At 34.9% G+C, this 23,646-nt stretch carries 26 protein-coding genes; 12 read left to right on the forward strand and 14 right to left on the reverse strand.

The window, feature by feature from the left end:
* Positions 1-101 precede the first annotated feature (101 nt).
* Entirely contained in the window at positions 102-497 is a 396-nt protein-coding gene (locus tag ACFFVB_RS01310; RefSeq protein ID WP_382380370.1) for a DUF423 domain-containing protein, read from the reverse strand.
* A gap of 97 nt (positions 498-594) precedes the next feature.
* Between ACFFVB_RS01310 and ACFFVB_RS01315 the strand changes: the two genes are divergently transcribed.
* The 3 genes from ACFFVB_RS01315 (at position 595) to ACFFVB_RS01325 (ending at position 3,214) form a co-directional block, all read left to right on the forward strand.
* A complete protein-coding gene (locus tag ACFFVB_RS01315) occupies positions 595-1,959 on the forward strand; it encodes a saccharopine dehydrogenase family protein (RefSeq protein ID WP_382380372.1) in 1,365 nt (454 codons plus the stop codon).
* Between the two features lie 64 nt (positions 1,960-2,023).
* Positions 2,024-2,494 (forward strand): Lrp/AsnC ligand binding domain-containing protein, encoded by a 471-nt coding sequence (locus ACFFVB_RS01320; RefSeq protein WP_382380374.1) that lies wholly within the window; start codon positions 2,024-2,026, stop codon positions 2,492-2,494.
* A gap of 99 nt (positions 2,495-2,593) precedes the next feature.
* Complete coding sequence (locus tag ACFFVB_RS01325; RefSeq protein WP_382380376.1) at positions 2,594-3,214, forward strand: superoxide dismutase family protein; 621 nt, start codon at positions 2,594-2,596, stop codon at positions 3,212-3,214.
* Positions 3,215-3,323: 109 nt separating this feature from the next.
* Here ACFFVB_RS01325 and ACFFVB_RS01330 read toward each other — a convergent pair whose 3' ends face one another.
* Both ACFFVB_RS01330 and ACFFVB_RS01335 read right to left on the reverse strand, forming a co-directional pair.
* Positions 3,324-4,019 carry a zinc metallopeptidase gene (locus ACFFVB_RS01330; protein ID WP_382380378.1) on the reverse strand — a complete coding sequence of 232 codons (696 nt, stop codon included), beginning with the start codon at positions 4,017-4,019 and terminating at the stop codon, positions 3,324-3,326.
* A gap of 284 nt (positions 4,020-4,303) precedes the next feature.
* The gene (locus ACFFVB_RS01335) at positions 4,304-7,675 is read right to left on the reverse strand and encodes a leucine--tRNA ligase (protein WP_382380380.1); all 3,372 of its coding nucleotides are present in this window, start codon (positions 7,673-7,675) and stop codon (positions 4,304-4,306) included.
* A gap of 125 nt (positions 7,676-7,800) precedes the next feature.
* On the opposite strand from ACFFVB_RS01335, the gene ACFFVB_RS01340 reads away from it, so the two are divergent.
* The 6 genes from ACFFVB_RS01340 (at position 7,801) to ACFFVB_RS01365 (ending at position 11,995) form a co-directional block, all read left to right on the forward strand.
* Positions 7,801-8,679, forward strand: a complete 879-nt coding sequence (locus tag ACFFVB_RS01340) for a cell division protein FtsX (RefSeq protein WP_382380382.1) — start codon at positions 7,801-7,803, stop codon at positions 8,677-8,679.
* A 4-nt stretch (positions 8,680-8,683) separates the two neighbouring features.
* Positions 8,684-9,328 (forward strand): hypothetical protein, encoded by a 645-nt coding sequence (locus ACFFVB_RS01345; protein WP_382380384.1) that lies wholly within the window; start codon positions 8,684-8,686, stop codon positions 9,326-9,328.
* An 84-nt stretch (positions 9,329-9,412) separates the two neighbouring features.
* Positions 9,413-9,667 carry a DUF3098 domain-containing protein gene (locus ACFFVB_RS01350; RefSeq protein WP_382380386.1) on the forward strand — a complete coding sequence of 85 codons (255 nt, stop codon included), beginning with the start codon at positions 9,413-9,415 and terminating at the stop codon, positions 9,665-9,667.
* Entirely contained in the window at positions 9,667-10,461 is a 795-nt protein-coding gene (locus ACFFVB_RS01355) for an undecaprenyl-diphosphate phosphatase (RefSeq protein ID WP_382380388.1), read from the forward strand. Before ACFFVB_RS01350 ends, ACFFVB_RS01355 begins: the two co-directional genes overlap by 1 nt.
* 1 nt (position 10,462) lies before the next feature.
* Positions 10,463-11,155, forward strand: a complete 693-nt coding sequence (gene truB / locus ACFFVB_RS01360; RefSeq protein WP_382380390.1) for a tRNA pseudouridine(55) synthase TruB — start codon at positions 10,463-10,465, stop codon at positions 11,153-11,155.
* Positions 11,156-11,209: 54 nt separating this feature from the next.
* Positions 11,210-11,995 (forward strand): energy transducer TonB family protein, encoded by a 786-nt coding sequence (locus ACFFVB_RS01365; RefSeq protein WP_382380392.1) that lies wholly within the window; start codon positions 11,210-11,212, stop codon positions 11,993-11,995.
* Here ACFFVB_RS01365 and ACFFVB_RS01370 read toward each other — a convergent pair.
* Positions 11,992-12,612 carry a thioredoxin family protein gene (locus ACFFVB_RS01370; protein WP_382380394.1) on the reverse strand — a complete coding sequence of 207 codons (621 nt, stop codon included), beginning with the start codon at positions 12,610-12,612 and terminating at the stop codon, positions 11,992-11,994. The genes ACFFVB_RS01365 and ACFFVB_RS01370 overlap by 4 nt on opposite strands.
* A gap of 96 nt (positions 12,613-12,708) precedes the next feature.
* On the opposite strand from ACFFVB_RS01370, the gene ACFFVB_RS01375 reads away from it, so the two are divergent.
* A complete protein-coding gene (locus ACFFVB_RS01375; protein WP_382380396.1) occupies positions 12,709-13,272 on the forward strand; it encodes a DNA-3-methyladenine glycosylase I in 564 nt (187 codons plus the stop codon).
* A gap of 7 nt (positions 13,273-13,279) precedes the next feature.
* On the opposite strand, the gene aat is transcribed toward ACFFVB_RS01375, so the two are convergent.
* Positions 13,280-13,903, reverse strand: coding sequence for a leucyl/phenylalanyl-tRNA--protein transferase (gene aat, locus ACFFVB_RS01380; protein ID WP_382380398.1), 624 nt, complete (start codon positions 13,901-13,903; stop codon positions 13,280-13,282).
* 100 nt (positions 13,904-14,003) lie between these two features.
* Entirely contained in the window at positions 14,004-14,378 is a 375-nt protein-coding gene (locus ACFFVB_RS01385; RefSeq protein WP_382380400.1) for a DUF3127 domain-containing protein, read from the reverse strand.
* A gap of 494 nt (positions 14,379-14,872) precedes the next feature.
* Between ACFFVB_RS01385 and ACFFVB_RS01390 the strand changes: the two genes are divergently transcribed.
* Positions 14,873-16,045 (forward strand): sensor histidine kinase, encoded by a 1,173-nt coding sequence (locus ACFFVB_RS01390; protein WP_382380402.1) that lies wholly within the window; start codon positions 14,873-14,875, stop codon positions 16,043-16,045.
* Here ACFFVB_RS01390 and ACFFVB_RS01395 read toward each other — a convergent pair whose 3' ends face one another.
* The gene (locus ACFFVB_RS01395; protein WP_382380404.1) at positions 16,046-16,435 is read right to left on the reverse strand and encodes an HIT family protein; all 390 of its coding nucleotides are present in this window, start codon (positions 16,433-16,435) and stop codon (positions 16,046-16,048) included.
* Positions 16,436-16,547: 112 nt separating this feature from the next.
* The gene (gene greA, locus ACFFVB_RS01400; RefSeq protein WP_382380406.1) at positions 16,548-17,021 is read right to left on the reverse strand and encodes a transcription elongation factor GreA; all 474 of its coding nucleotides are present in this window, start codon (positions 17,019-17,021) and stop codon (positions 16,548-16,550) included.
* 150 nt (positions 17,022-17,171) lie between these two features.
* On the opposite strand from greA, the gene ACFFVB_RS01405 reads away from it, so the two are divergent.
* Positions 17,172-17,615, forward strand: a complete 444-nt coding sequence (locus ACFFVB_RS01405) for a hypothetical protein (RefSeq protein WP_382380408.1) — start codon at positions 17,172-17,174, stop codon at positions 17,613-17,615.
* Positions 17,616-17,655: 40 nt separating this feature from the next.
* Here ACFFVB_RS01405 and ACFFVB_RS01410 read toward each other — a convergent pair whose 3' ends face one another.
* The 6 genes from ACFFVB_RS01410 to ACFFVB_RS01435 all read right to left on the reverse strand — a co-directional run bounded on the left by ACFFVB_RS01410 (position 17,656) and on the right by ACFFVB_RS01435 (position 23,557).
* Positions 17,656-19,848 (reverse strand): TonB-dependent receptor, encoded by a 2,193-nt coding sequence (locus tag ACFFVB_RS01410; RefSeq protein ID WP_382380410.1) that lies wholly within the window; start codon positions 19,846-19,848, stop codon positions 17,656-17,658.
* 345 nt (positions 19,849-20,193) lie between these two features.
* Positions 20,194-20,601, reverse strand: coding sequence for an alternative ribosome rescue aminoacyl-tRNA hydrolase ArfB (arfB, locus tag ACFFVB_RS01415; protein WP_382380412.1), 408 nt, complete (start codon positions 20,599-20,601; stop codon positions 20,194-20,196).
* Positions 20,602-20,603: 2 nt separating this feature from the next.
* Positions 20,604-22,157: a DUF4301 family protein gene (locus ACFFVB_RS01420; protein WP_382380414.1), complete on the reverse strand. Its 1,554-nt coding sequence runs from the start codon at positions 22,155-22,157 to the stop codon at positions 20,604-20,606.
* Entirely contained in the window at positions 22,154-22,720 is a 567-nt protein-coding gene (locus ACFFVB_RS01425) for an AAA family ATPase (RefSeq protein WP_382380416.1), read from the reverse strand. Before ACFFVB_RS01425 ends, ACFFVB_RS01420 begins: the two co-directional genes overlap by 4 nt.
* Complete coding sequence (gene pnuC, locus ACFFVB_RS01430) at positions 22,681-23,313, reverse strand: nicotinamide riboside transporter PnuC (protein WP_382380418.1); 633 nt, start codon at positions 23,311-23,313, stop codon at positions 22,681-22,683. The genes ACFFVB_RS01425 and pnuC overlap by 40 nt, the downstream gene beginning before the upstream one ends.
* Complete coding sequence (locus ACFFVB_RS01435; protein WP_382380420.1) at positions 23,297-23,557, reverse strand: thiamine-binding protein; 261 nt, start codon at positions 23,555-23,557, stop codon at positions 23,297-23,299. Before ACFFVB_RS01435 ends, pnuC begins: the two co-directional genes overlap by 17 nt.
* Positions 23,558-23,646: the final 89 nt, after the last annotated feature.

Below are 23,646 nucleotides of genomic sequence, written 5' to 3' on the forward strand. Positions count from 1 at the left end.
ATAATACTAATTTTGCTGTACAAATATGTAAATTTAATTTTAGAACCCTATCACAAAACTTACATATTTACACATATTTACTTGAGTTATATATTATATTCTTAATTATCACCACTTTTCAATTTTAAAAATGACAATATCATAATTACCCAACCTACAATTAGTAACATTCCACCTATTGGAGTTACCAATCCAATGCTTTTAAAATCGAAACGTGTAAGTGCGTTTGTTGCTAAACCATAAATTGATCCAGAAAACAAAATAACACCTGCCAATACAAGATAAAAAATCACCGCCTTTTTTGCGTTCGGGATTAAAGTTGTACTACCTACGAACAACAATAATAAAGCGTGATACATTTGGTAACGCACTCCTGTTTCGAAGGTTTGAATCGATTCTACCGAAATTAAAGGCTTCAATCCATGTGCTGCAAAAGCACCAATAGCAACACTTAAAAGCCCCAATATTCCGCCAGTAATCACAATTTTTTTATCCATATAAATCCAATTTCAGAAGATTTCGCACTTACTATTTAGTACATTTATACATCATATCACTTTTAGCTTATTATTAAACTAGTAAACTCAAACCGTTATGCGACATATTCTAATTATTGGTTCAGGAAAATCGACATCTTATTTAATCTGGTATTTATTAGACAAATCTGAAGCCGAAAACATCCATTTAACAATTGCTGACATTACTCTAGATTATGTTAAAAAACGAACTAAAAACCATGCTAATGTTTCTACTATAAAGTTCGACATTTTTGACGACATTTCCCGTAAAAAATTGATAAAAAATGCAGATATTATTATCTCTATGCTTCCGGCAAGATTCCATATTAAAGTCGCTAAAGATTGTCTGAAATTTGGTAAAAATTTAATTACGGCGTCCTACATTAGTGAAGAACTTCAAGCTCTAAATGAGGCTGTTACAGAAAAAGGATTAGTCTTTATGAACGAAATCGGGGTGGATCCTGGTATTGACCACATGAGCGCCATGCAGGTTATAAATCGAATTCGCTCTAAAGGTGGTAAAATGATACTTTTTGAATCGTTTACAGGCGGTTTAGTAGCTCCAGAGAACGATACGAATTTGTGGAATTATAAATTTACATGGAACCCTAGAAATGTTGTCGTTTCTGGCCAAGGCGGAACCGCTAAATTTCTTCAAGAAAACACTTTTAAATACATTCCCTATCATCGCCTATTTAGACGCACAGAGTTTCTAGAAATAGAGGGTTACGGGCAGTTTGAAGCCTATGCGAATCGCGATTCTTTAAAATACCAGAGTGTTTATGGATTAGACAGTATTAAAACGCTATATCGCGGCACCATGCGACGCGTTGGCTTCAGTCGTGCATGGAATATGTTTGTGCAATTAGGCATGACTGACGATAGCTATATCATGGAAGACAGTGAACATCTAAGCTATCGTGACTTTGTAAACGCATTTTTACCGTATAGTCCATCAGATTCCGTTGAAATTAAATTTCGTCACCAATTAAAAATTGACCAAGATGATGTGGTTTGGAATAAATTTTTAGAATTAGATCTTTTTAATCCGAATAAGAAAGCCAACCTTAAAAAAGCTACTCCTGCTCAGATTTTACAACATATTCTAATGGCCAATTGGACGCTCGCAGAAAAAGACAAAGACATGATTGTTATGTATCATAAATTCGGATATGAATTAGATGGTAAAACACATCAAATCGACGCTACTATGGTCACAAAAGGAGAAGATCAGATCTACACTGCTATGGCAAAAACAGTAGGGCTTCCAGTAGCCATTGCTACCTTAGCCATATTAAATAAACACATTACAACTCCAGGCGTGCAACGCCCAATCACTAAAGAGGTCTACTCCCCTATTTTAAAAGAACTTGAGAACTTCGATATTAAATTCACCGAAAAGGAAGTGCCTTATCTAGGTTACAATCCTTTAATTTTATAAACAATAAGCTTTCATATTAAAAGCCTTTCATTACTTTTATATTCAATTATAGAAGTTAATACTTATGAAAGTTAGTAATCAGAATATTGAAATTGACGGAATAGACAAGGAAATTCTTCGTGCATTAATGCAAGACGCAAGAACGCCCATTTTAGAGATCGCTAGAGGTGTAGGTATTTCTGGTGCTGCCATCCATCAGCGTTTACGTAAACTAGAAAAAAGCGGACTTATATCAGGGTCTAAATTCACCATAAATCCGAAGATTTTAGGATACACCACAATGGCTTTCATAGGTATTTATCTAGATAAAGCCATGAGTAATCCTGAAGCGGTAAAACAGCTTCGAAAAATCCCAGAAGTTATCGAGTGTCATTATACAACTGGAAACTGGAGTATTTTTATAAAGATTTTATGTCGTGATAACGAACATTTAATGCAACTTTTAAATAAGGACATTCAATCCATTTCAGGCGTTTCCAGAACAGAAACCTTTATTTCACTTCAACAACAAATAGATCGCCAAATTCCGATATAACGCAACCCGCTTTGATTTGAGTTAATTTTATATGTAATGCCATTAATCCCTTTGATGTTGATGTTATAATTTCGTCGTAAACAATTAAAAATCAACATTATGAAATTTCACAAAACACTATTACTTGCCATATGCGTTATAGGTCTTGCTTCATGCGAGAATAAAAAGAAGGAAACCAATTCCATGGATAACCCAACGCACACTCCCGATAAAGAAAGCGTTATAGAAAATGCTGAAAACGCGAAAGACATGTCTACAGACAATGCCATTCAGGTTAAGGTGGTTATGGAAGCCAAAAGCGACAGTAAGGTATCGGGAACTATCGTATTTACACAAGTAGATGACTCTGTAAAAATGCTAGGTGAATTAGAAGGTTTAAAACCAAACACTGTACACGCTATACATTTACACGAAACAGCAGATTGTTCGTCTCATGATGCTAAATCTTCTGGAGGACATTGGAACCCAACCGATGCTAAACACGGAGAATGGGGAGATTCAGAAGGATATCACCGTGGAGACATAGGTAATTTCACAGCCGATGAAAATGGAAATGCAACTGTTACTTTTGAAACGGACCAATGGTGTTTAGACTGTGAAGATGAAACAATGACTATTGTAGGTCGTGGAATTATTATCCATGAAGGTACAGACGACTTTACAACACAACCTACAGGAGACGCAGGAAAACGTATCGCTTGTGGTGCCATTAACAAATAGTCAGCTTACAATACAATAAGATTAGCAGCAATACGTGTAATCTTAAACATAACAAAGGGGTCAGATTTTTAAAAAAATCTGACCCCTTTGTTTATTCTAATATTTTAATTTAATTTCTATTTCCTAAGATTTGTAAAGCCCAATATAATAAAGAGGCCAAAGCACCAATCGCAGCAACTAGATATGTTCTTGCCGCCCATTTTAACGCATCCTCTGCGCCATCGTATTCGTTAGGCGCTAACATGTTCTTATTTTTTAACCAAGCTAAAGCACGGTTACTTGCATCGTATTCTACAGGTAATGTTATAAAGCTAAAAATAGTTGCCATTCCCATCATGACTAATCCTAAAACAGAAACCCAGAATCCTAGTCCGGCTCCAGCTGCAGCACCCAACATTAATCCTCCAATAACTAACCATTGCGACATTTTAGAAGACACACTAACCACAGGTACTAATTGCGAACGTAATGTTAACCAGCTATAGGCTTGAGCATGTTGCACTGCGTGTCCACATTCGTGAGCTGCCACTGCTGCGGCTGCTGCGTTTGCTTCCATATATACAGATTCACTTAAGTTTACCGTTTTATTTCTCGGATCGTAGTGATCTGTTAATTTACCAGGAGTAGACAACACTTTTACATCGCGAATACCGTTATCTGCCAACATTTTTTCTGCAATCTCCTTCCCCGTCATTCCATTACGTAAATGAACTTTAGAATAGGTTTTAAATTTAGATTTAAGCTTGTTGCTAACCAACCAGCTCACTAAAGCAATTGCACCAATAAGTATATAATAATTAAACATCCTTCTTATTTTTAAAAAGTTAAATTTAGTATTTTATATCAAATAATGCGCCAAATTGAGATGAAGAAATTTTGTCAGTATCTAAGCCCATTTTCTTCCCGAATGGCGAGCTTCATTAATTTTAACATACAAAACTATGCTAGCAACACTTAAATCATGGGGTTGCATGCATTTTACAATAGTGTAAACGGTGCTATACAAATCAAAATCACCTCTATTGACATAGAGGTGATTAAATATATTTCTAAAAAAATGTATTGAAAATTTCTAAATTCGAATTTAGACTATCCCACGATGTTGATAATCTTCCCTGGCACAACAATCACCTTTTTAGGGGTACGTCCTTGTAATTGCTCTTGCGTTTTTTCGTGAGCCATTACAATCTCCTCAATTTCATCCTTTTTTAAGTCTAGAGACAACTCTAAAGTAAAACGTGTTTTTCCGTTGAAAGAAATGGGATACACTTTACTGCTTTCTACTAAATGACTCCCGTCAAATTCTGGGAAAGGTGCTTCAGAAATAGATTCCGAATTCCCTAACTGGCTCCATAATTCTTCAGCAATATGTGGTGCATAAGGCGATAACAAAACTAAGAACGGTTCTAACACCGATTTACTCACACATTTTTGTGCGTTGAATTCGTTTACAGCAATCATAAACGTGGATACCGATGTATTGAAAGAGAAATTCTCGATGTCTTCTTGTACCTTTTTAATGGTTTTATGAAGCGTTTTTAAATTGTCTTTCGTTGGTTCTGCATCAGTAACATTTACAGCGTCTTCACCAATATATAATTTCCATAATTTTTTCAAGAAACCGTGTACTCCTGTAATTCCTGCAGTATTCCAAGGTTTCGCCTGCTCTAATGGTCCTAAGAACATCTCGTACAAACGCAAACTGTCTGCACCATATTCTGCACAGATTTGGTCTGGATTTACGACGTTGTACTTCGATTTCGACATTTTTTCGACTTCACTTCTCAGAGTAACAAATCTACCATTCTTGTCTTCACCATCCCAAATGACCTGATCAATAATTATCCCTTCAAATCGTCTATCTGTTTCTAACAAAAAACCTAAATTCTTTTCATAAATCCTTTTTCCCATTGCAAGATGGACAGGTACATGATATACATATTCACAAATTAAACCAAAATCCTTACCTTTTATATTTAATACTGAGGGGGCACCTGAATCATTATGATCATGGTTTGAATTTGCTAAAACAATTTCTCCATTACTTTCTAAAAGAACTTCATTTGGTTTTTCACATAAACTATATTTAGTAATGAATAATGACTCACCCAATATCATCCCTTGGTTAATCAGCTTTTTAAAAGGTTCTTCTATGCCTACAAATCCGCGGTCTTTTAGGAATTTCACCCAGAAACGAGAATATAATAAATGTCCAGTGGCATGTTCGCTTCCACCAATATATAAATCGACACTTTCCCAATAGTTAAGGGCGTCTTCACTTGCAAACGCATCGCCACGTTTAGCCGTTTCTTCCATATAACGGAAGAAATACCAAGAGCTTCCCGCCCAACCTGGCATGGTGTTTAATTCTAATGGAAATACAGTGGTGTTATTTATGTTATCGTTGCTAACAACGGTATGTGTTTCGGTATCCCAAGCCCAAACATCGGCGCGACCTAAAGGTGGCTCTCCGGTTTCGGTTGGTAAATATTTTTCTACTTCTGGCAAACGAATTGGTAAATGTTCGGTTGCAATCATTTGTGGTTTTCCATTTACATAATACACCGGAAATGGTTCTCCCCAATACCGCTGACGGCTAAATACAGCATCGCGTAAACGGTAATTTGTTTTTCCTTCACCTTGCCCAAGAGCTTCCAAGGCTTCAATAGCTTTTGGACTCGCTTCTTTATAAGACAAACCGTTTAAGAAATCGCTATTTGTAAGTTTAGTATTCCCTTTTTCAGCGAATGCTGCTTCAGAAATATCTACTCCTTCAAAAATATTTGGGATAGCAATATCAAAGTGTTTTGCAAAATCGTAATCACGTTGGTCACCACAAGGCACCGCCATAACAGCTCCTGTTCCGTAGCTTGCCAAAACGTAATCCCCAATCCAAATCGCAATAGGCTCTTTAGTGAATGGGTGTTCGGCATACGCGCCTGTAAAGACACCAGAAATGGTTTTTACATCGGCCATACGTTCGCGTTCACTACGTTTTGCCGTTTTTTCGATATACGCGTCTACAGCTTCTTTTTGTGCTTCAGTTACAATTTTAGACACCAATTCGTGTTCTGGTGCTAACGTCATGAAACTCACTCCAAAAATAGTGTCGGGACGGGTGGTGAATACAGAAATCCCCCCAGCCCCCGAAGGGGTAGCTTGCTCACTCTTATAAGATTCTCGTTGAGAAAGCTCCTGTTTTATAATATTTAAAACACCATCAATATCACCTAAAACTTTCTCATTTAGAAAACGAATAACTTTAAATCCTTTTTCTTCTAAAACTAAAGTTCGTGCAGCATCTGCTTCTACTTGTGATTCATGAATCCCTCCATCAACCTCAACAACTAATCTTTTATCAAGACAAACAAAATCAACAATAAAATCTTCTATCAAATGCTGTTGTCTGAATTTATGCTCAATTTTTTTCCCTCTCAAACTCTCCCATAAAGCAGCCTCCGCTTGTGTTGGATTTGCTCGCATCTCTTTTGCACGTTCAAGAAGTAAATGCGAATTATCACCACCAGTCATATAACCAGCACGCTTATCAGAACCTGCTCTCTCTTCCCCTTTGGGGAAGGATAGGATGGGGAACGTTACACTAGCACCTACAGATTTTCCAATCCAGTTACGCTGACTCTCCTTTAAAGAATCTGTCCAATCAATAGTATTTAAACCTTGAAGTAAACGTTCTGCATAGGCAGAAATTCGCATACTCCATTGTGTCATTTTTTTACGTACAACGGTATGTCCACCACGTTCTGAAACGCCGTTTACAATCTCATCGTTTGCTAAAACCGTTCCTAATGCAGGACACCAGTTGACTTCGGTTTCAGCTAAATACGTTAATCTATATTGTAATAAAACAGCTTGTTTTTGTTCTGACGAGAATCCGTTCCAAGCTTCAGCAGTAAATGGTTCGATATTATCGTCGCACACGGCATTTACAGTGGCATTTCCTTCAGCAGAAAAAAGAGCTTCTAAAGTTGAAATATCTTCAGCTTTTGCTGAATCGTTATTAAACCAAGAATTGAACAATTGCACAAAAATCCATTGTGTCCATTTGTAATATTCTGGATTCGATGTACGCACTTCACGAGACCAGTCGAAAGAAAATCCGATTTGATCTAATTGACGACGATAAGTAGCGATATTAGTTTCTGTAGTAATTGCAGGATGCTGACCCGTTTGAATCGCATATTGCTCTGCCGGTAAACCAAAACTATCGTAACCTTGTGGATGCAATACATTAAATCCTTTATGGCGTTTGTAACGCGCATAAATATCTGAAGCTATATATCCTAACGGGTGCCCAACGTGTAATCCTGCTCCAGAAGGATAAGGAAACATATCGAGTATGTAATATTTAGGTTTTTCAGATTGATTTTTGGCTTGAAACGTTTTGTGTTCTGCCCAATATTTTTGCCACTTGGCTTCTATGTCGTTAAAATGGTATTGCATGTTGTCGTATTCCGCTTAATAAAGACACAAATTTAAGGTTATTATAACAATGTTGAAAGTTTAAACGTTGTTATCCTAAAGGAAATAGATTTCTTTTATATTTTTACAGACAAATTCATCCTTATATGAGCTCATCTTTTGAAAGTTATCAAAAACGCCGATTAATATCGTCTTATTTTTCTGTGGTCTTGAGTATTGCTTTAGTCTTATTTTTACTTGGTTTACTAGGTATGCTAGTCCTTAACACCAAGAAAGTTGCCGATCATTTCAAGGAGCAAGTTGTTGTCACCATCTATTTGAAAGATTCTGCTAAAGAGGTTGAAACGAAACAGCTTGAGAAAAGTTTATCGATGGCCGAGTATGTAAAAACAACCGAGTATGTTTCTAAAGAACAAGCGGCTGAATTTATGAAGGCTGAAAACGGCGAGGATTTTATGAATTTCTTAGGCTTTAATCCGCTGCAAAATTCTATCGATGTCCATTTAAAAGCCGACTTCGTGACGTCTGAGCATTTGAAAATAATTTCTGATGAAGCTTTAGCAAAAACCTTTGTTGAAGAAGTGCGTTACGATAACGACTTGGTGAACCTAATGAATGAAAACGTAAAACGTATTAGCTTCTGGATTTTGGTAATCAGTGGTATTTTTACATTAATAGCCGTATTACTTATAAATAGTTCGATACGACTTTCGGTGTACTCTAAGCGATTCACTATAAAAACCATGCAAATGGTAGGCGCAACCAAACATTTTATTAGAAGACCATTTGTTTGGAAAAGTGTAAAATTGGGTATTATTGGTGCTATTATAGCTTTAATCGGAATGGCTGTTGTATTCTATTATTTAAATGAAACATTCCCAGATTTACAATTATTAAACAACCCAATTCTAGTGGGAGGCTTATTTGTAACCATTTTTATTTTAGGAATTGTAATCACTTGGATTAGTACATTTATAGCGACACAACGCTTCCTAAATCTAAAAACCGACCAATTATATTATTAATATTATGATGAAATCCATTTGCTTATCTCTTCTTTTTTTATGCGTAATTAGCTGTAAAAAAGAGGTTAAAAACTTACCTGAAGATTTCGATTTTGGAGACACAAAAGACAATACCTATACCAATGCTTATTTTGGATTAACTTTTGACTACCCTGAAGCATGGTCTGCACAATCTAAGCACAATATTAAAGCGATAACCGATAAAGGTGAAAAATATTTAGCACGAGAAAACACTAAAATGGGAGCTATTTTAAAAGCTTCGCAAATAAATACGGCGTATTTATTTTCTATTTTTAAATACCCCATAAAAGAACCTAAAGGTTACAATCCCTCGTTAAGTGTGATTGCAGAAAATGTTGGAGGAAACCCAGCCATTACTCGTGGTCGCGATTATTTATTTAATTCTAGAGAATTACTTAAAGAAACGCCTGCGGGGTTTAAATTCGAAGAAGACTTTGATACCAAAATATTAGGTGGAGAAACATTCGATGTTATGCGCGCCAAAGCAACGTTTGGTGGTTATCCAGTAGAACAAGAATTCTTTTGTATAGTGCGCTATGGCTTCAGCTTATCATTTATATTATCGTATACAAATGAAGAAGAAAAAGCAGTATTATACGAGATCATAGACTCAATAGAGTTAGAGTAATTTTAAGTAAGCTTTAGGATTTCTTTTTAAATAAAACCGTTAATTTGCAAATCTTTCAACGCGAATACCTTATTAAAAATAAACATGGCAGATCAAAAAAATAAAGACCTGAATAAAGGAGAGTTTATCTTCGGGAAAAAAAATTATAAGTTTATGCTTATCGGACTTGGCGTTATTGCACTAGGTTTTATACTAATGTCTGGCGGTGGTAGTGACGACCCGAATGTATATAGTCCAGATATTTTTAGTTTCAGAAGAATTCGACTGGCTCCTACCTTAGTTTTAATAGGATTTGTAATTCAGATTTATGCTATACTTTTAAATCCGAATAAGAAATAATGGAAACTATTGATGCTATTATCCTCGGAGCAATCCAAGGACTTACAGAATTTTTACCTGTATCGTCTAGCGGACATTTAGAAATAGGGAAAGCTATTTTAGGCGACCATTCTGTACCCGAAGAAAGTTTATTATTTACAGTAGTGCTTCACTTTGCAACAGCATTAAGCACTATCGTTATTTTTAGAAAAGATATTTTAGACCTTATAAAAGGGGCGTTGAAATTCGAATGGAATGAAGATTTACAATTTGTTTCTAAAATTGTGTTATCCATGATTCCTGCCGTTTTTGTTGGTTTATTTTTCGAAGACCAATTAGAAGCGCTTTTTGGGGGTAACTTACTTTTGGTAGGTTCTATGCTAATTGTAACCGCCGTGTTGCTTTTTCTTGCCGATAAAGCTAAAGACACAGAAAAACCAGTAACCTTTAAAAATGCATTTATTATAGGTATTTCTCAAGCTATTGCTATGTTACCTGGAATTTCAAGATCTGGAGCTACAATTTCGACTTCAGTCCTTTTAGGAAACGACAAAACCAAAGCCGCTCGTTTTTCGTTTTTAATGGTTGTACCGTTAATCTTCGGAAAAATAGCTAAGGATATCTTAGGAGGTGAATTAAATTTTGAGAGCACAAACATTACAGCGCTTTCTGCTGGATTTATTACCGCTTTTATTTGCGGTCTTTTCGCTTGTACTTGGATGATTTCTTTGGTTAAAAAAAGTAAACTGTCTTATTTCGCTATTTATTGCGCCATTGTTGGTTGCATAGCCATTGGTTATACCGTTTTAAATTAATATGAAAACATTAGACGATTACCAAGCCGGACAAGTTTTACTGATAGATAAACCTTTACATTGGACCTCCTTTCAAGCGGTTAATAAACTGCGCTGGGAAATCCGTCAAGCGTTCAATATTAAAAAAATAAAAGTGGGTCACGCCGGAACCCTTGATCCTTTAGCAACAGGACTTTTGGTGATTTGCACAGGTAAAATGACTAAGCAAATAGACACCTTTCAAGGTCAGATAAAAGAATATACTGGAACTATTGTTTTAGGAGGCACGACACCTTCATTTGACTTAGAAACAGAGATTGACGAAACCTTCCCTACAGAACATATTACTACTGAAATAATCCACGAAACGACCAAGCAATTTATTGGAGATATCGAACAGTATCCACCTATTTTTTCAGCAATAAAAAAAGATGGAAAACGTTTATATGAATTTGCTCGCGCTGGTGAAACGGTTGAAATTAAGCCAAGAACCATTCATATCGCTGAATTCGAAATTACGAATATCTGTGATAACAATGTCGAGTTTAGAGTCGTTTGTAGCAAAGGAACTTACATTCGTTCTTTAGCAAACGATTTTGGAAAAGCCTTAAAATCAGGAGGACATTTATCTGTTTTGCGCCGTACAAAAATCGGAGACTTCAGCGTTGATGATGCTTTAAGTCCTGAACAGTTTATAGAAGAGTTAAAAGGCTAAACCTTCGGGAAACTCGTATATTAGTTTTGATTTCACCCCAAAAACTGCACTTTTTTGAAATTAATCGATACACATAAAGCCGCATTAATTACAGCTCTTATTGCAGGAATTGTATTGCTTACTATGTTTAATGCGCATTTAACGCAACACGATACATTAATTTCTGAAACCTATTACACTATGCCATCTGAAGAAGAAACGGCAAAGGCATTAGAACAAAAAAGGCTTGAAGAGCAATCCCAACAATCGAAAACAGAAACCAACAAGGCGTTTAACGACACGAAAACCAACAAACATTTTGCAAAGGCCTACACGCCTATAGCTCCTCCAAAAGCATACGATAAGTCCAGATTTACACAAACAGAAGACATTACAAAATCTCAAGATCTGCTTGAAGATACCAACACAACTTCCGAAGACAATAATTTAGATGCAGACGAGATATCGTCTTTCAATAGTGTGAATAGTATTTTAAAAGCCACATCTCGAAAAAAGAGTAAATCAAACGCCTCTAACGGGAATAATTCTAGTAATAAGATAGCTATGAATACCTCGGTAAATAAAAACAGTAGCATGCATTATTCTCTTGTAAACAGAACGCATGTGTATTTACCAACACCTATTTATCTATGCGAAGCTAGCGGAAAAATCGTTATAAATATTACTGTTAATCCAGCAGGAAAGGTTGTAGATACTTATGTAAATACTGCATCTAATTCTAAAAATGAGTGCTTAATTGACAGTGCACTTGAGTACGCCAAAAAAGCACGTTTTAGCTCTGATGCATCGAAACCGTCTCAGATTGGTTCGATTACATTTTATTTTGAAGGCAAAAATTAAGCCCCTAACAATTCTAGTAAATCTGTTATGGTACTTTGTCCTTTATCTAAGTTATACCATGTTTGTAGAGATTCCTTAAATTCTGGAGTTAATACACCATGCTCTGCTTTATAGTCTGCTACAAATTTTGTCGCTACTGTTGGTCTTGGTCCAAACGTATTAACCACTTCACCAGTTGTATTATCTATCATAATTAACTTCGGAATAGATTTCCCTCCGTTAGTTAAAAACATAGTCATTAAATCGTCGTTAGTATCACGAAGCACCACTTTTAAGTCGATATTTTCGTTTAATTCTGCCACCTTATTCATAATAGGTAAAACGTGTGCAGCATCTCCACACCAGCTTTCGGCTATAACCAACCAAGTAATATCACCTTTAAAGTTTTGGATCGCTTCTGTAGCTAGCTCAGACACTTTAAGTGTTTTATCCCATCGTTTCATACGGCTTTCGTTCACTTTTGTATATCCTACTAAAGCTGCGGTTTGTTCGACACCTGTAGTTCCTCCTGTTTTAGATAAATCTTTAACTAAATCTCTAAAATCCTGATAAGACATGGCATTATCTAAACCTGCTTTAACTACTTCATTTTTAACTATACTACGTACTGCTTCCATAAAATTCTTTGTTTTACCCTACAAATTTACTTTATAAATATTTTTTTTAAGGTAACTGTTGTTACATTAGTAGCTATTAATTTAAAACCTTACAAGATGGAAAAGCACAGATGTGGTTGGTGTAAAAATGATGATTTATACGAATCTTACCACGATTTGGAATGGGGAGTTCCTGTAAAAGACGACGCTACACTCTTTGAATTTCTAATTCTTGAAACCTTTCAAGCGGGGTTAAGTTGGATAACGATTCTTAGAAAACGAGAGCATTTTAGAAAAGCATTCGATAATTTCGATTATAAAAAAATAGCAAATTACACACAAACCAAACAAGATGCTTTAGCCGAAGATGCTGGAATTGTAAGAAATAAACTTAAAATAAAAGCAACGATTAGTAATGCACAAGCTTTTATTAAAATTCAAGAAGAGTTTGGAAGCTTTAGTACTTACATCTGGAATTTTGTAGATGGAGCTCCGATAAAAAATAAGGTTCAACATTATAAAGAAGCGCCAGCAAACACACCGTTAAGCGATGCATTAAGTAAAGATTTAAAAAAACGCGGATTTAAATTTGTAGGCTCAACTGTTATTTATGCGCATATGCAAGCTACAGGAATGGTTAACGATCACGAAGTAAATTGTTTCCGTTATAATGAAGTTTAACTTCGGGTTACAGATATTTTAAATATTCAGCTCTAGGAATCGAACGACCTCCAAGACTTTCTAAGTGATGGGTATGTATTTGGCAATCTATAATTTTGTAATCGGTGTTTTGTACAAAAGTGATAAATGCCGCTTTACTAGCATTACTCACTTTAGAAAACATACTTTCGCCACAAAACACATCGTTACCTAAATCCAAACCATAGAAACCTCCAACTAGCTCGTCGTTTTCCCACACTTCAATGGACTTTGCAAACCCCATTTCATGTAATTCTATATAGGCATCTGTCATGTTTTTGGTAATCCATGTCCCTGTTTGCCCGTTGCGTTTAATTTCGGCACATGCTTCAATTACTCTAGGAAATGCTTGATTTACCGTTACTGTAAAATTACAATTCCGAAGCACTTGTTTCATACTTTTGGAAACTCTTAATTCTTCTGGATATAATACAAAACGAGGATCTGGAGACCACCAAAGAATAGCATTATCATCTTCGAACCACGGAAAAATACCACGCTTGTAGGCCAGTAGTAAACGATCTGAAGACAAATCACCACCAACAGCAAGAAGTCCTTCGCTAGTAGCGTCTTTAATATCCGGAAATTCTATTTTAGATTTTAAAAATTTCATTCTCCTAATTTAAAAAAAGTATTGACATAAAATTAAAAAACCCCAATATCATTAGATATTGAGGTTAATCACACTTTGAATTAGTCATAGTATACCTTCACTAGAAAGGTAAATCGTCGTGGTCATCTTCTTTTAAACTAGAAGCTGGCTCAAAAGCATCTGCTGGAGGTCCTTGAGGAACTGCACCTGAAGCGTCATCTTGTACAGCTTCAATTCTCCAACCTTGGATTGAGTTAAAATATTTGGTTTCTCCTTGTGGATTCACCCAATCTCTACCTCTTAAGTTAATACTCACTTTTACGTTTTGTCCTACTTTGTAACTGTTTAGTAAATCTGTTTTGTCCTGAACAAATTCTACTAATATATGTTGAGGATATTGTTCTTCTGTTGTAACTACCAACTCTCTTTTTCTGAACCCATTACTCCCGAAGGTTTGGGTTTCTCCTACCATTTTTACTTTTCCTTGTACTTCCATTACATTAAATTTCTATTAAAAAAACTCTCTTTATATTCATGCATTAAGATAAATACACATTTAATTTCACACCTTTAATTATAAGGTAAATCCATGCTTCAATTTATCAACGCCATTTTCATATTCAGTACATAATATACTAAGTCGTAATTTACACTAATTATTACAACCACATTAAAATTTTCTTTTAACGACGTATGTTTTACTGAATTAATTTGAATCTGACACTCTAGTAAACCTTCAAAACAGAAGATTTTACCAGATTTGTAAAAAAACTAAATTAGTGAGACCTACTAATTACGCTTAGTTCTAATTAGCCGTTAAAACAAGCTAACCCTTGCACTAGTAATTAGTTATCATTAAACCACGTCTGTTTAATTCTATATTACGACACAAAGGTAACTATTCTATCAATTAACAAAAAATGATTTGAACACTTGATAGCACAATATTATTAACAGATTTGCATTATATTACCACTAAAACTAGTTTTCATGCTTTTTACCAAACATAAAAACCTCATCCGTTGGATATTTATCGGATTCTCGTTTGTAATTATTGCGCTTATTTTATGGAATACGTATATGTTTTTTCAGAGTTTTAAAGCTGAAGAACGTATAAAAATGGAAAATTGGTCGGCGGCACAACGCGATTTAATAAAAAGCACCAACCTAGATGGTGACATCGGTGAATTACCTCTTCAGATTTTGCAAAGTAACACCACGACTCCTATGATCATGGTAGATCTAAATGGTAATGTGGAACACAATAATTTGCATGAAAAAGACGCTAAAGATACAGCCATAGTTAAAGACCTTATTTTAGAATTTGAACAAGAAAACCATCCGATAGAAATTATTTACGACGGTAAAGTTTTAAACACTTTATACTATGGAAATTCGCCGCTTTTAAACAAACTAAAATATTATCCGATTGCTTTTGTACTTATCCTAGTGCTTTTTGCAGGACTAGTCTATAACTTTTACCGCAGTACTAAAATTGCAACGCAGAATAAATTGTGGTCCGGAATGGCCAAAGAAACGGCTCATCAAATAGGTACGCCTCTATCGTCTTTAATTGGTTGGACCGAAATATTAAAGATGGAGGAAGTGAATCCTGAATATATAGCCGAGATTGAGAAAGATATTAGCCGTCTAGAAACCATTACCGAACGTTTTAGTAAAATAGGATCTGTACCTACATTAACTAAAACAGATATTGTAAGGGAAACACTAGAGTCTTTTGATTATTTAAAAACACGATCTTCAAAATTAGTCGCATTTAGTATCGACGTTCCGCAACATGAAATTCCAGTACAATTAAATGCACAACTATATAGTTGGACTATTGAAAATTTGGTTAAAAATGCCATTGATGCCATGAAAGGCAAAGGCAAGTTAGCGGTTCAGATCATAGCTTCTGGGCAAGACGTAAAAATAAATGTAATAGACACTGGAAAAGGCTTATCTAAAGCTAAATTTAACCGTGTTTTCGAACCTGGTTTTACAACTAAAAAACGTGGCTGGGGATTAGGATTATCGCTCGCACGTCGTATTATTGAAGATTTCCATGACGGAAAAATAAGAGTATCACATTCGGAGGTCGGCAAAGGCACAACCATGCAAATCACTTTAAAGATCGACAAGGAAACACCTGCGATTTCCTAATTACATCGCCTGACTAATTGCAGAGGCAATCTCTTGAAACTCTTCTTTAGACACGTTAGTTTTTTGCAAGAAACGTGCGTCTTCCATCGTATTTAAAGGAATTAAATGTACATGAGCATGGGGTACTTCTAGTCCAATTACAGTCATTCCAACACGTTTACAAGGCACTGCTTTTTTCAATGCAGTAGCCACTTCCTTAGAAAACTTCATTAATCCTATATATAGCGCATCGTCCATATCGAAAATCTTATCTACTTCTTGCTTAGGAATACAAAGCGTATGTCCTTTCGCATTGGGATTAATATCTAAAAATGCTAAGAAATCGTCTGTTTCTGCAACTTTATAACATGGAATTTCTCCTGAAATGATTTTACTAAAAATAGAAGCCATAATATTGAATTTAGTTAGGTAAATATAAAAAGATTCCTAGAGTTTTATATCAAACCGAGCGTAATTTCAGTTTAAAACTTTAGGAATCCAGTCAATAAATTATTTCAGATTATTATCTAGAAATTTCTATAATATCGAATTTCATTATCCCACTAGGCACTTGAATTTCGGCAACATCGCCAACAGATTTACCTAATAAACCTTTACCAATTGGAGAGTTTACAGATATTCTTCCTGATTTTAAATCGGCTTCACCATCTGCAACTAAGATGTAATTCATTTCCATACCGTTGGTTTGATTTTTAATTTTAACCTTAGATAATACTAATATTTTAGAAGCATCTAATTGCGACTCGTCAATTACGCGAGCTCCAGCTAAAACGTCTTCCAATTTAGCAATTTTCATCTCTAACATGCCTTGCGCTTCTTTGGCAGCATCATACTCGGCATTTTCACTTAAATCCCCTTTGTCTCTTGCTTCACCTATGGCTTGAGAGGCACGTGGCCGCTCTATATCTTTTAATTGTCTTAGTTCGTCTCTTAGCTTCTTTAGTCCTCCTGCAGTGTAATAAGATTTTTTACTCATAACTTCATCGTTTTAATTCAAAAAAATATGTTTCACAAACCGCAGTTTATAAAACATAAAAAATCTCGCAGTACGAGATTGTGTTACAAATATACAAAATATTTATCTCAAACTACTTTTTGTTGTAAATTGCAGACCGAAATTTCACCTATGAAAAAACTTTTTTTTATTGTAATAACTGTCTTAGTGATGGTGAATTGCAGTTCTGACGATAGTATATTAAATAATCCTAATTTACCAGATTACTCTTTTGATACAGGAAACCGCATCAATACATCTTTACCACAATATAACAGTCTGAATTTCCCAGGAAACTACATTACACTTAGACAAGACAATGATGGTATAAACGGTGTCGTTCTCTACTATTTTGGAAGTAATCAATATGCCGCATTCGAATTAAGTGATCCAAATCACCCTATTACTTCATGTTCTGCTTTAGAATTGAATGGTATTATTGCAACCTGTAGTTGCGACGATGGTAATTCGTACAATATTATTAATGGTCTTCCCGAAACAGGAACTACCGGAGGTTATACATTGCAACCTTATCGCGTAGAAGTTAGCGGAAACATTATACGTGTATACAATTAAAAAAAGGCGATTCTGTTAAAAGAATCGCCTTTTACTTTCTTTAAAACTTTAAAGTCGCTCCTACTAAAAAGTTAGTCGTGGCTTGAGGATAATACCCCGAACCTTCTATAGTTGTTACTGCATTTGCATCACTCCAATCGTCATCGTAAGTATAATAGTATCCATTAGAGACATATTTCTCATTAAAGATATTGTTTACGATACCACTAAGAATAATCGATTTAAAAATAGATTTCATTTTAAACTCGTAAGTGATATTTAAATCATTCACAAAATAACTATCTAATTTAGAGCGTTCAGCATCTGTATTTCCCATATACTGCTCGCCTACAAATTTACTCAATAGCGACACTTGAAAAAGGTCGTTTGGCTGAAACACGATAGCATTCCCCAAAACAATATCTGGTGAGAATGAAATATTTGTAGATCCGAAATCTTTTAATTCACCATCGAAAGACTGATAGATTGATTTATTTTTATTCGTACTAAACGTCACATTTGGCTGAATTGAAAATGATTTAGATATACCAATCGCCGATTCAATTTCCAAACCTAGACGGTAACTTTCTCCACTATTTGTTCGGATAGGATTCCCCACACCATCAATACCTCCGGTAAGAATTAGTTGTTCGTTATATTGCATATAATACACATTCGCATTGAATTTAAAACGCTGCTTTTCGTGTCTCCAACCTAATTCGAAATCGTTTAATTGCTCAGGTTTCACATCTGGATTATTCTGAAAATCGTCGCGGTTTGGTTCTCTGTTTGCTCTTGCGTAAGAGAAGTACATATTATTGTTATTATTTAGCTCGTACGTTACACCTGCTTTCGGATTAAAGAAACTGTATTGCTCGTCGATATTAAGTGGCAAACGATCGGAATCTATACCTGTTGTTTTATAATCTACAAAACGCAGTTGTAAATCGCCATACAAACTCCACTGAGAATTCAATCTATACGTTGCTTTAGTAAACACACTTACATCTTGTTTCTTCCCGTTTCCATCGTAATAATGATCGCCTTTTTCACTATTACTAGCATATTTAGACCAAATTATTTCTCCAAAATGATCACCATCATACGTACTAAAAGATCCTCCGAAAAATGCATCTACAAAATCATTTTTAAAATTTACGTTAGCATTCACTACATAGAAATCGTTATCTAACCAACGACGACGAATAATGTCTGTGGTTTCGATAGTTTCTCCTCCAATAGTTACATTATCCAATCCATAATCATCAAAAGATTCATCTTCTTTATATTGTTCGAAATACCCACTCCCTTTAGTATAGTTTAATCCTAAGTTTGTAGACCAATTATTATCGAAACGCTCGTTCCAGTGTAATTGATAGTGATCTTGCTGATAGTTATCTACCTCATCATCATAGAATTGATCATTACCATCTTCATCGGTATACAGACCTGCAGAATTATAGGTTCTGTCATTTCTTAATTTATCTAAATCTTCTATTCCATTCCAAGATTGATAGGTGTTTTCATGACCTCCAAACGTGATGGCTTTTATTAAAGTATTATCATCGACATAAGAGGCTTGTAAGAAATAAGATTTTAATTCGGTAGACGCACGATCTATGTATCCATCAGAATTAATTACAGATAAACGACCTGCAATTTCAATATGATCATTTAATAAACCAGTACTGAATTTAGCCGTGTGTTTTCTTGTATTAAAACTACCAAAGCTATTAGAAATTTCTGCGCTTGCCTCATTAGAAACAGCATCTGTTAGCACGTTAATACTTGCACCAAAGGCACCAGAACCATTTGTAGATGTCCCAACACCACGTTGCAGTTGCAGACTCTCTACAGACGAAGCAATATCTCCAAGGTTCACCCAGAAGGTACCTAAAGATTCTGCATCGTTATAAGGGATTCCGTTAATGGTAACATTTGTAGACTGTGCACTTACACCGCGAACACGAATTCCGGTATATCCAACTCCTGCACCCGCATCACTAGTTGTGACCACAGAAGGTAAGTAATTTAACAAAACAGGAATGTCTTGTCCAAGATTTCGTTTGGCTAATGTTTCTTTATCTACATTAGAGTGTGTAATTGGCGAAGTCGCATTTACGCGTACTGCTGTAACTAGAATTTCGTCTAAAGTTTCGGTCTTTGTAGCCGTAGAATCTTTTGGTTTTTGCTCTTGAGCATATGCCGTAATATTTATAATTACACAGCATATAAAAACAATTATATGTTTCATTCGATAGTATGTTAACCGAATAAAAAGAGGCCCTTATTCTGTATTTTAGATTGATTTTATTTTTGAGCGCTTAAATGATTACAATACTATAAAATGTTATTTTTCTTATTTAAATCCTGGCATGTTTCCTTGAACATGATAAAATTTAGAAGTGAAAATAGCATCGAATTTTATCGTTTTCGTTAAAATATCTAATAGACATTTTTTTAACGCTCGATTCCTAAACAGCATTACCTGTTCTAGGTTCAATGGGTATGATCTCAGCCGATATTAGGCACCCCTTTATTTGAGAACGGCACAAAGGTAGAAACTATTTTGAATACTTCTAATTATTTCTTTAGAATTCTAATCTAAGTTTGGCTTGCGTCTTGTTGCCTTTCTTTCCGATGTTACTTTTTTACCTTTAAGACGTTTTTTTATTGCAGATTTCGGGACGCGTGTTGGCCGTCTCTTTTTTGCGACTTTTAGCCCTTGGTGGATAGTTTGTAAAAAACGACTGATAACCAATTCCTTGTTTTTATGCTGACTACGGCTTTCGTCGCATTGCAATAATAACACCTGATTTTTTGTTAATCGCGGCTGAAGTTTGGTTATGAGTCGTTCTTTTTGCACTTCATTTAATGCTGAAGATTCTAAAATGCTAAAACTTAATTCTACTTTTGAAGACACTTTATTTACATGCTGACCTCCTGCTCCGGAACTGCGTACGGCTTTAAAAGATAATTCGGTTATAAGTAGCGCTTCATCAATCATATTTACATCTGATGCGCCGGTTTCAATAAATCGGCAACCGTTTTTACAGGATTAAATGTATTTAAGGGCACTTCTACGAAAACAGTATTCCAATTCGCCATAGCGCCATTCCATAATCCTGGTAATTCTAGTGCTAATAATTCTTTTCCTTCTTTTGTTTTCTGAGTAATAAATCCAGTAGTAGGATCTACAAATTTTGATAAGTCGAACGCATTACCTTCGTAATCTTTTGTTCCGCAAACTAAATCTACCGGATTAAAATGTGTCGATCCGCTTAATATATCTTTCTGAATTTTATTCTCAAGATCGATTTGTGCCGATTCGACAATTTGAAGCGATAAGTTACCATTATGGTCTTCTACCCAAAACGGTCCTCCACCTGGTTCTCCTTCATTTTTAACCATCCCACAAATTCGGATTGGGCGGTTTAGTTTTTCTTTCAAATATTCTATTTTGTACGTGTTTGCAAATCGCTCAAAATCAATTGCAATATCAACGTTCAGTTTTCGTGTTACAAACTCAGCAATTTCAATTAGTTCAGCTTCATCTGCTTCCCCTTTATCTAAATCATTTAAATATGTAAATGCCTGTTCTTGCAATTCTATTAACACACCTGCAAGTACTTTTTTATACTCTACAATATTATCTTTAAATTTAGAAACCACTACATTATCAATATTCTTAATAAAGATGACATCGGCATCTAAGTCGTTTAAATTTTCGATTAAAGCACCATGTCCAGAAGGTCTAAATAATAAGCTTCCGTAGTCTTCACGAAACGGTTCTTTTTCTGGCGTTAATGCAATCGTATCTGTAGATTGTTTTTGGAATGAAAATGAAATATTATATTCTAATTCAGTCTGCTGCTCTACAAGTGGCTTTATCTTGCTAAATTCAGCTTCAAATTTATCGTTATGTGTTTCTGAAATTGTGAAATGTAAATTCGCTTTACCATTTGCTGAAGCATAAGAAGCCGCTTCGAATAAATGCTCTTCGAATGCTGTAGAAATGTGATCGTCGTATTTATGAAAAGGCAATAATCCTTTTGGAAACGAACCATAATCTAAATATTTTTCATCTAACATAACATTTACAAAAATCCATTTTTGCTTATCTGCTGAGAAAGATGAATACTCTGGATAGTTACTATTAATGACGTCGATTACTAATTTATAAAAAGGCAAATCTTCTAAACCTTCAAAAAATGAAGCCAGATTTATATCATTTGTTTTTTCTATATACGCCTTAAATGTCTCCTCGCCTTCCGGATTATATTTAGAAACAAAATTGAACAAGTTTTTAAACATTCTTGTTGCTGCTCCAGAAGCAGGTACAAACTTTAAAACAGATAAATTTTTACGTTTATCATCATAAGCATCTACATAAGATTTACGTTCGGCATCATCAAATTTTAGTAGTCCGTGGTTTAATACTGCTGGCGATTCTAAATCTATAAAAGGAATTCCATCTATAAATTGTTTTACTTGTGAATCTATTTTTTGTAGCGTAAGCCCTTTAACTTCTATTTGTTTTAAATCTTGTTCTGAAAAATTCATGCGTGTTCTAATATTAATTTATCTATATGTTTTACTGCTAAATCGAAACGTTCTTTAAAGCTTCCTTTTAGTAAAACATAAGGTTTCTGGTTATTGTCTAACGCCGCTTTAAAAGCATTAAACATAGTTTCTCTTTCGTTGGGTTTGTCTCTAACTTCGTCTGCTTCCCAAGGGATGTCAATATACGTTAAAAAGTACAAATTATAATAATTATGAAGTGCTGAAGCTGTTAAATTTTCATTATAAAATCCTTTATAATAGACTTCTGCATAGACTTTCGTCTCTAACAAATTCGTATCACAAATTAATAAATTTTTAGCGCCTTTGGTTAACTCATTCTCTAAAAACATTTGCCCTTTTGCTATCGGCAAGACATCGTCTTCGGTTAAGACTTCATTAGTTTTATTTTTTTCCAAGGCATATGTTCTGGAAAATTCGGGTACAAAAACGGTTTTATAGTGTTCTGCCAATTGCTTTGCCAACACCGTTTTCCCTGTCGACTCTGGTCCAAACAACACGATTTTTAAGAGGTCTGAATCTTGTTGTCTAAGGTCTTTTTCCATGCGTAATATCCTGAAATTGCTATAAATGTAAATCCTAAATACTGTAAACTTGTAAATGTAAATCCTTTATAAAAATAAAGTGGAATAGAGATAATATCGGCAATAATCCATAGAATCCAATTTTCTACTTTTCGTTTGGCCATAAGCCACATACCAACAAAAAACAGTCCCGTAGTAAGTATATCTATCCAAGCGACCCAACTTGTTAATTTATCGAAAATGGTATAGACTATATAAACAAAAATCATGGTTGCGATAAATATAGCAACTCCAATTTTCTGTTCTTTCTTAGTGGTTTTAGTAATGGGTGTAATAGCTTCACTATCCGATTTACGCGTCCAAAAATACCAACCGTAAACACTCATAATAAAATAATAAGCGTTAATCATCATATCGCCCAATAACCCCCAATGAAGCAGGAGGTACACAAAAATAAGGGTACTGATCATTCCGGTAGGAAACACCAAAATATTGTTCTGTTTTGAATACCAAACGGATAAAAACCCAAAAATAACAGCCACTATTTCTAGTACGATATTTATAGTCTGATATCCCTCGTATTGTCCAAATAAAAAATTAAAAATTTGGGACATAGTCACTTCTATCGCTCTTCACAATTTTCATGTTTGCTATAACACCATTTTGATTTTGGAAGGATGTTTTTAATGCTTCTGTAAGAAAGGGCATCAATTTATCGAAATCTCCGTAGACTTGCGTACTTAACGGGTTCTCTAAAACAGTAAACTCTGAAGCTCTTAAATCTTTTATAAACTCTTGGATTGGTGGTTCGTAATCCTCCTTAAGAGGCATTAACGTTAACTCGACTGATATTTTCATAATAGTTATAATATTGATTAATCCAAAAAACGTTTTAAAACACCATTTTAAGAATACTCAAAAATACTAAGGATTTTAGTTTATATGAA

Source organism: Formosa undariae (genome assembly GCF_042427615.1).
Classification (GTDB): Bacteria; Bacteroidota; Bacteroidia; order Flavobacteriales; family Flavobacteriaceae; genus Formosa; species Formosa undariae.

Bases quoted from the DNA above. Each gene is read 5' to 3' on its own strand.
- ACFFVB_RS01325 (WP_382380376.1), top strand. From the start codon at position 2,594: ATGAAATTTCACAAAACACTATTACTTGCCATATGCGTTATAGGTCTT.
- ACFFVB_RS01340 (WP_382380382.1), top strand. From the start codon at position 7,801: ATGAGCTCATCTTTTGAAAGTTATCAAAAACGCCGATTAATATCGTCT.
- ACFFVB_RS01370 (WP_382380394.1), bottom strand. From the start codon at position 12,612: ATGGAAGCAGTACGTAGTATAGTTAAAAATGAAGTAGTTAAAGCAGGT.
- ACFFVB_RS01345 (WP_382380384.1), top strand. From the start codon at position 8,684: ATGATGAAATCCATTTGCTTATCTCTTCTTTTTTTATGCGTAATTAGC.
- ACFFVB_RS01335 (WP_382380380.1), bottom strand. From the start codon at position 7,675: ATGCAATACCATTTTAACGACATAGAAGCCAAGTGGCAAAAATATTGG.
- truB (WP_382380390.1), top strand. From the start codon at position 10,463: ATGAAAACATTAGACGATTACCAAGCCGGACAAGTTTTACTGATAGAT.
- ACFFVB_RS01385 (WP_382380400.1), bottom strand. From the start codon at position 14,378: ATGGAAGTACAAGGAAAAGTAAAAATGGTAGGAGAAACCCAAACCTTC.
- ACFFVB_RS01405 (WP_382380408.1), top strand. From the start codon at position 17,172: ATGAAAAAACTTTTTTTTATTGTAATAACTGTCTTAGTGATGGTGAAT.
- pnuC (WP_382380418.1), bottom strand. From the start codon at position 23,313: ATGTCCCAAATTTTTAATTTTTTATTTGGACAATACGAGGGATATCAG.
- ACFFVB_RS01330 (WP_382380378.1), bottom strand. From the start codon at position 4,019: ATGTTTAATTATTATATACTTATTGGTGCAATTGCTTTAGTGAGCTGG.
- ACFFVB_RS01350 (WP_382380386.1), top strand. From the start codon at position 9,413: ATGGCAGATCAAAAAAATAAAGACCTGAATAAAGGAGAGTTTATCTTC.
- ACFFVB_RS01390 (WP_382380402.1), top strand. From the start codon at position 14,873: ATGCTTTTTACCAAACATAAAAACCTCATCCGTTGGATATTTATCGGA.
- greA (WP_382380406.1), bottom strand. From the start codon at position 17,021: ATGAGTAAAAAATCTTATTACACTGCAGGAGGACTAAAGAAGCTAAGA.
- ACFFVB_RS01355 (WP_382380388.1), top strand. From the start codon at position 9,667: ATGGAAACTATTGATGCTATTATCCTCGGAGCAATCCAAGGACTTACA.
- ACFFVB_RS01375 (WP_382380396.1), top strand. From the start codon at position 12,709: ATGGAAAAGCACAGATGTGGTTGGTGTAAAAATGATGATTTATACGAA.
- ACFFVB_RS01395 (WP_382380404.1), bottom strand. From the start codon at position 16,435: ATGGCTTCTATTTTTAGTAAAATCATTTCAGGAGAAATTCCATGTTAT.
- ACFFVB_RS01420 (WP_382380414.1), bottom strand. From the start codon at position 22,157: ATGAATTTTTCAGAACAAGATTTAAAACAAATAGAAGTTAAAGGGCTT.
- ACFFVB_RS01310 (WP_382380370.1), bottom strand. From the start codon at position 497: ATGGATAAAAAAATTGTGATTACTGGCGGAATATTGGGGCTTTTAAGT.
- ACFFVB_RS01315 (WP_382380372.1), top strand. From the start codon at position 595: ATGCGACATATTCTAATTATTGGTTCAGGAAAATCGACATCTTATTTA.
- aat (WP_382380398.1), bottom strand. From the start codon at position 13,903: ATGAAATTTTTAAAATCTAAAATAGAATTTCCGGATATTAAAGACGCT.
- ACFFVB_RS01410 (WP_382380410.1), bottom strand. From the start codon at position 19,848: ATGAAACATATAATTGTTTTTATATGCTGTGTAATTATAAATATTACG.
- arfB (WP_382380412.1), bottom strand. From the start codon at position 20,601: ATGATTGATGAAGCGCTACTTATAACCGAATTATCTTTTAAAGCCGTA.
- ACFFVB_RS01435 (WP_382380420.1), bottom strand. From the start codon at position 23,557: ATGAAAATATCAGTCGAGTTAACGTTAATGCCTCTTAAGGAGGATTAC.
- ACFFVB_RS01320 (WP_382380374.1), top strand. From the start codon at position 2,024: ATGAAAGTTAGTAATCAGAATATTGAAATTGACGGAATAGACAAGGAA.
- ACFFVB_RS01425 (WP_382380416.1), bottom strand. From the start codon at position 22,720: ATGGAAAAAGACCTTAGACAACAAGATTCAGACCTCTTAAAAATCGTG.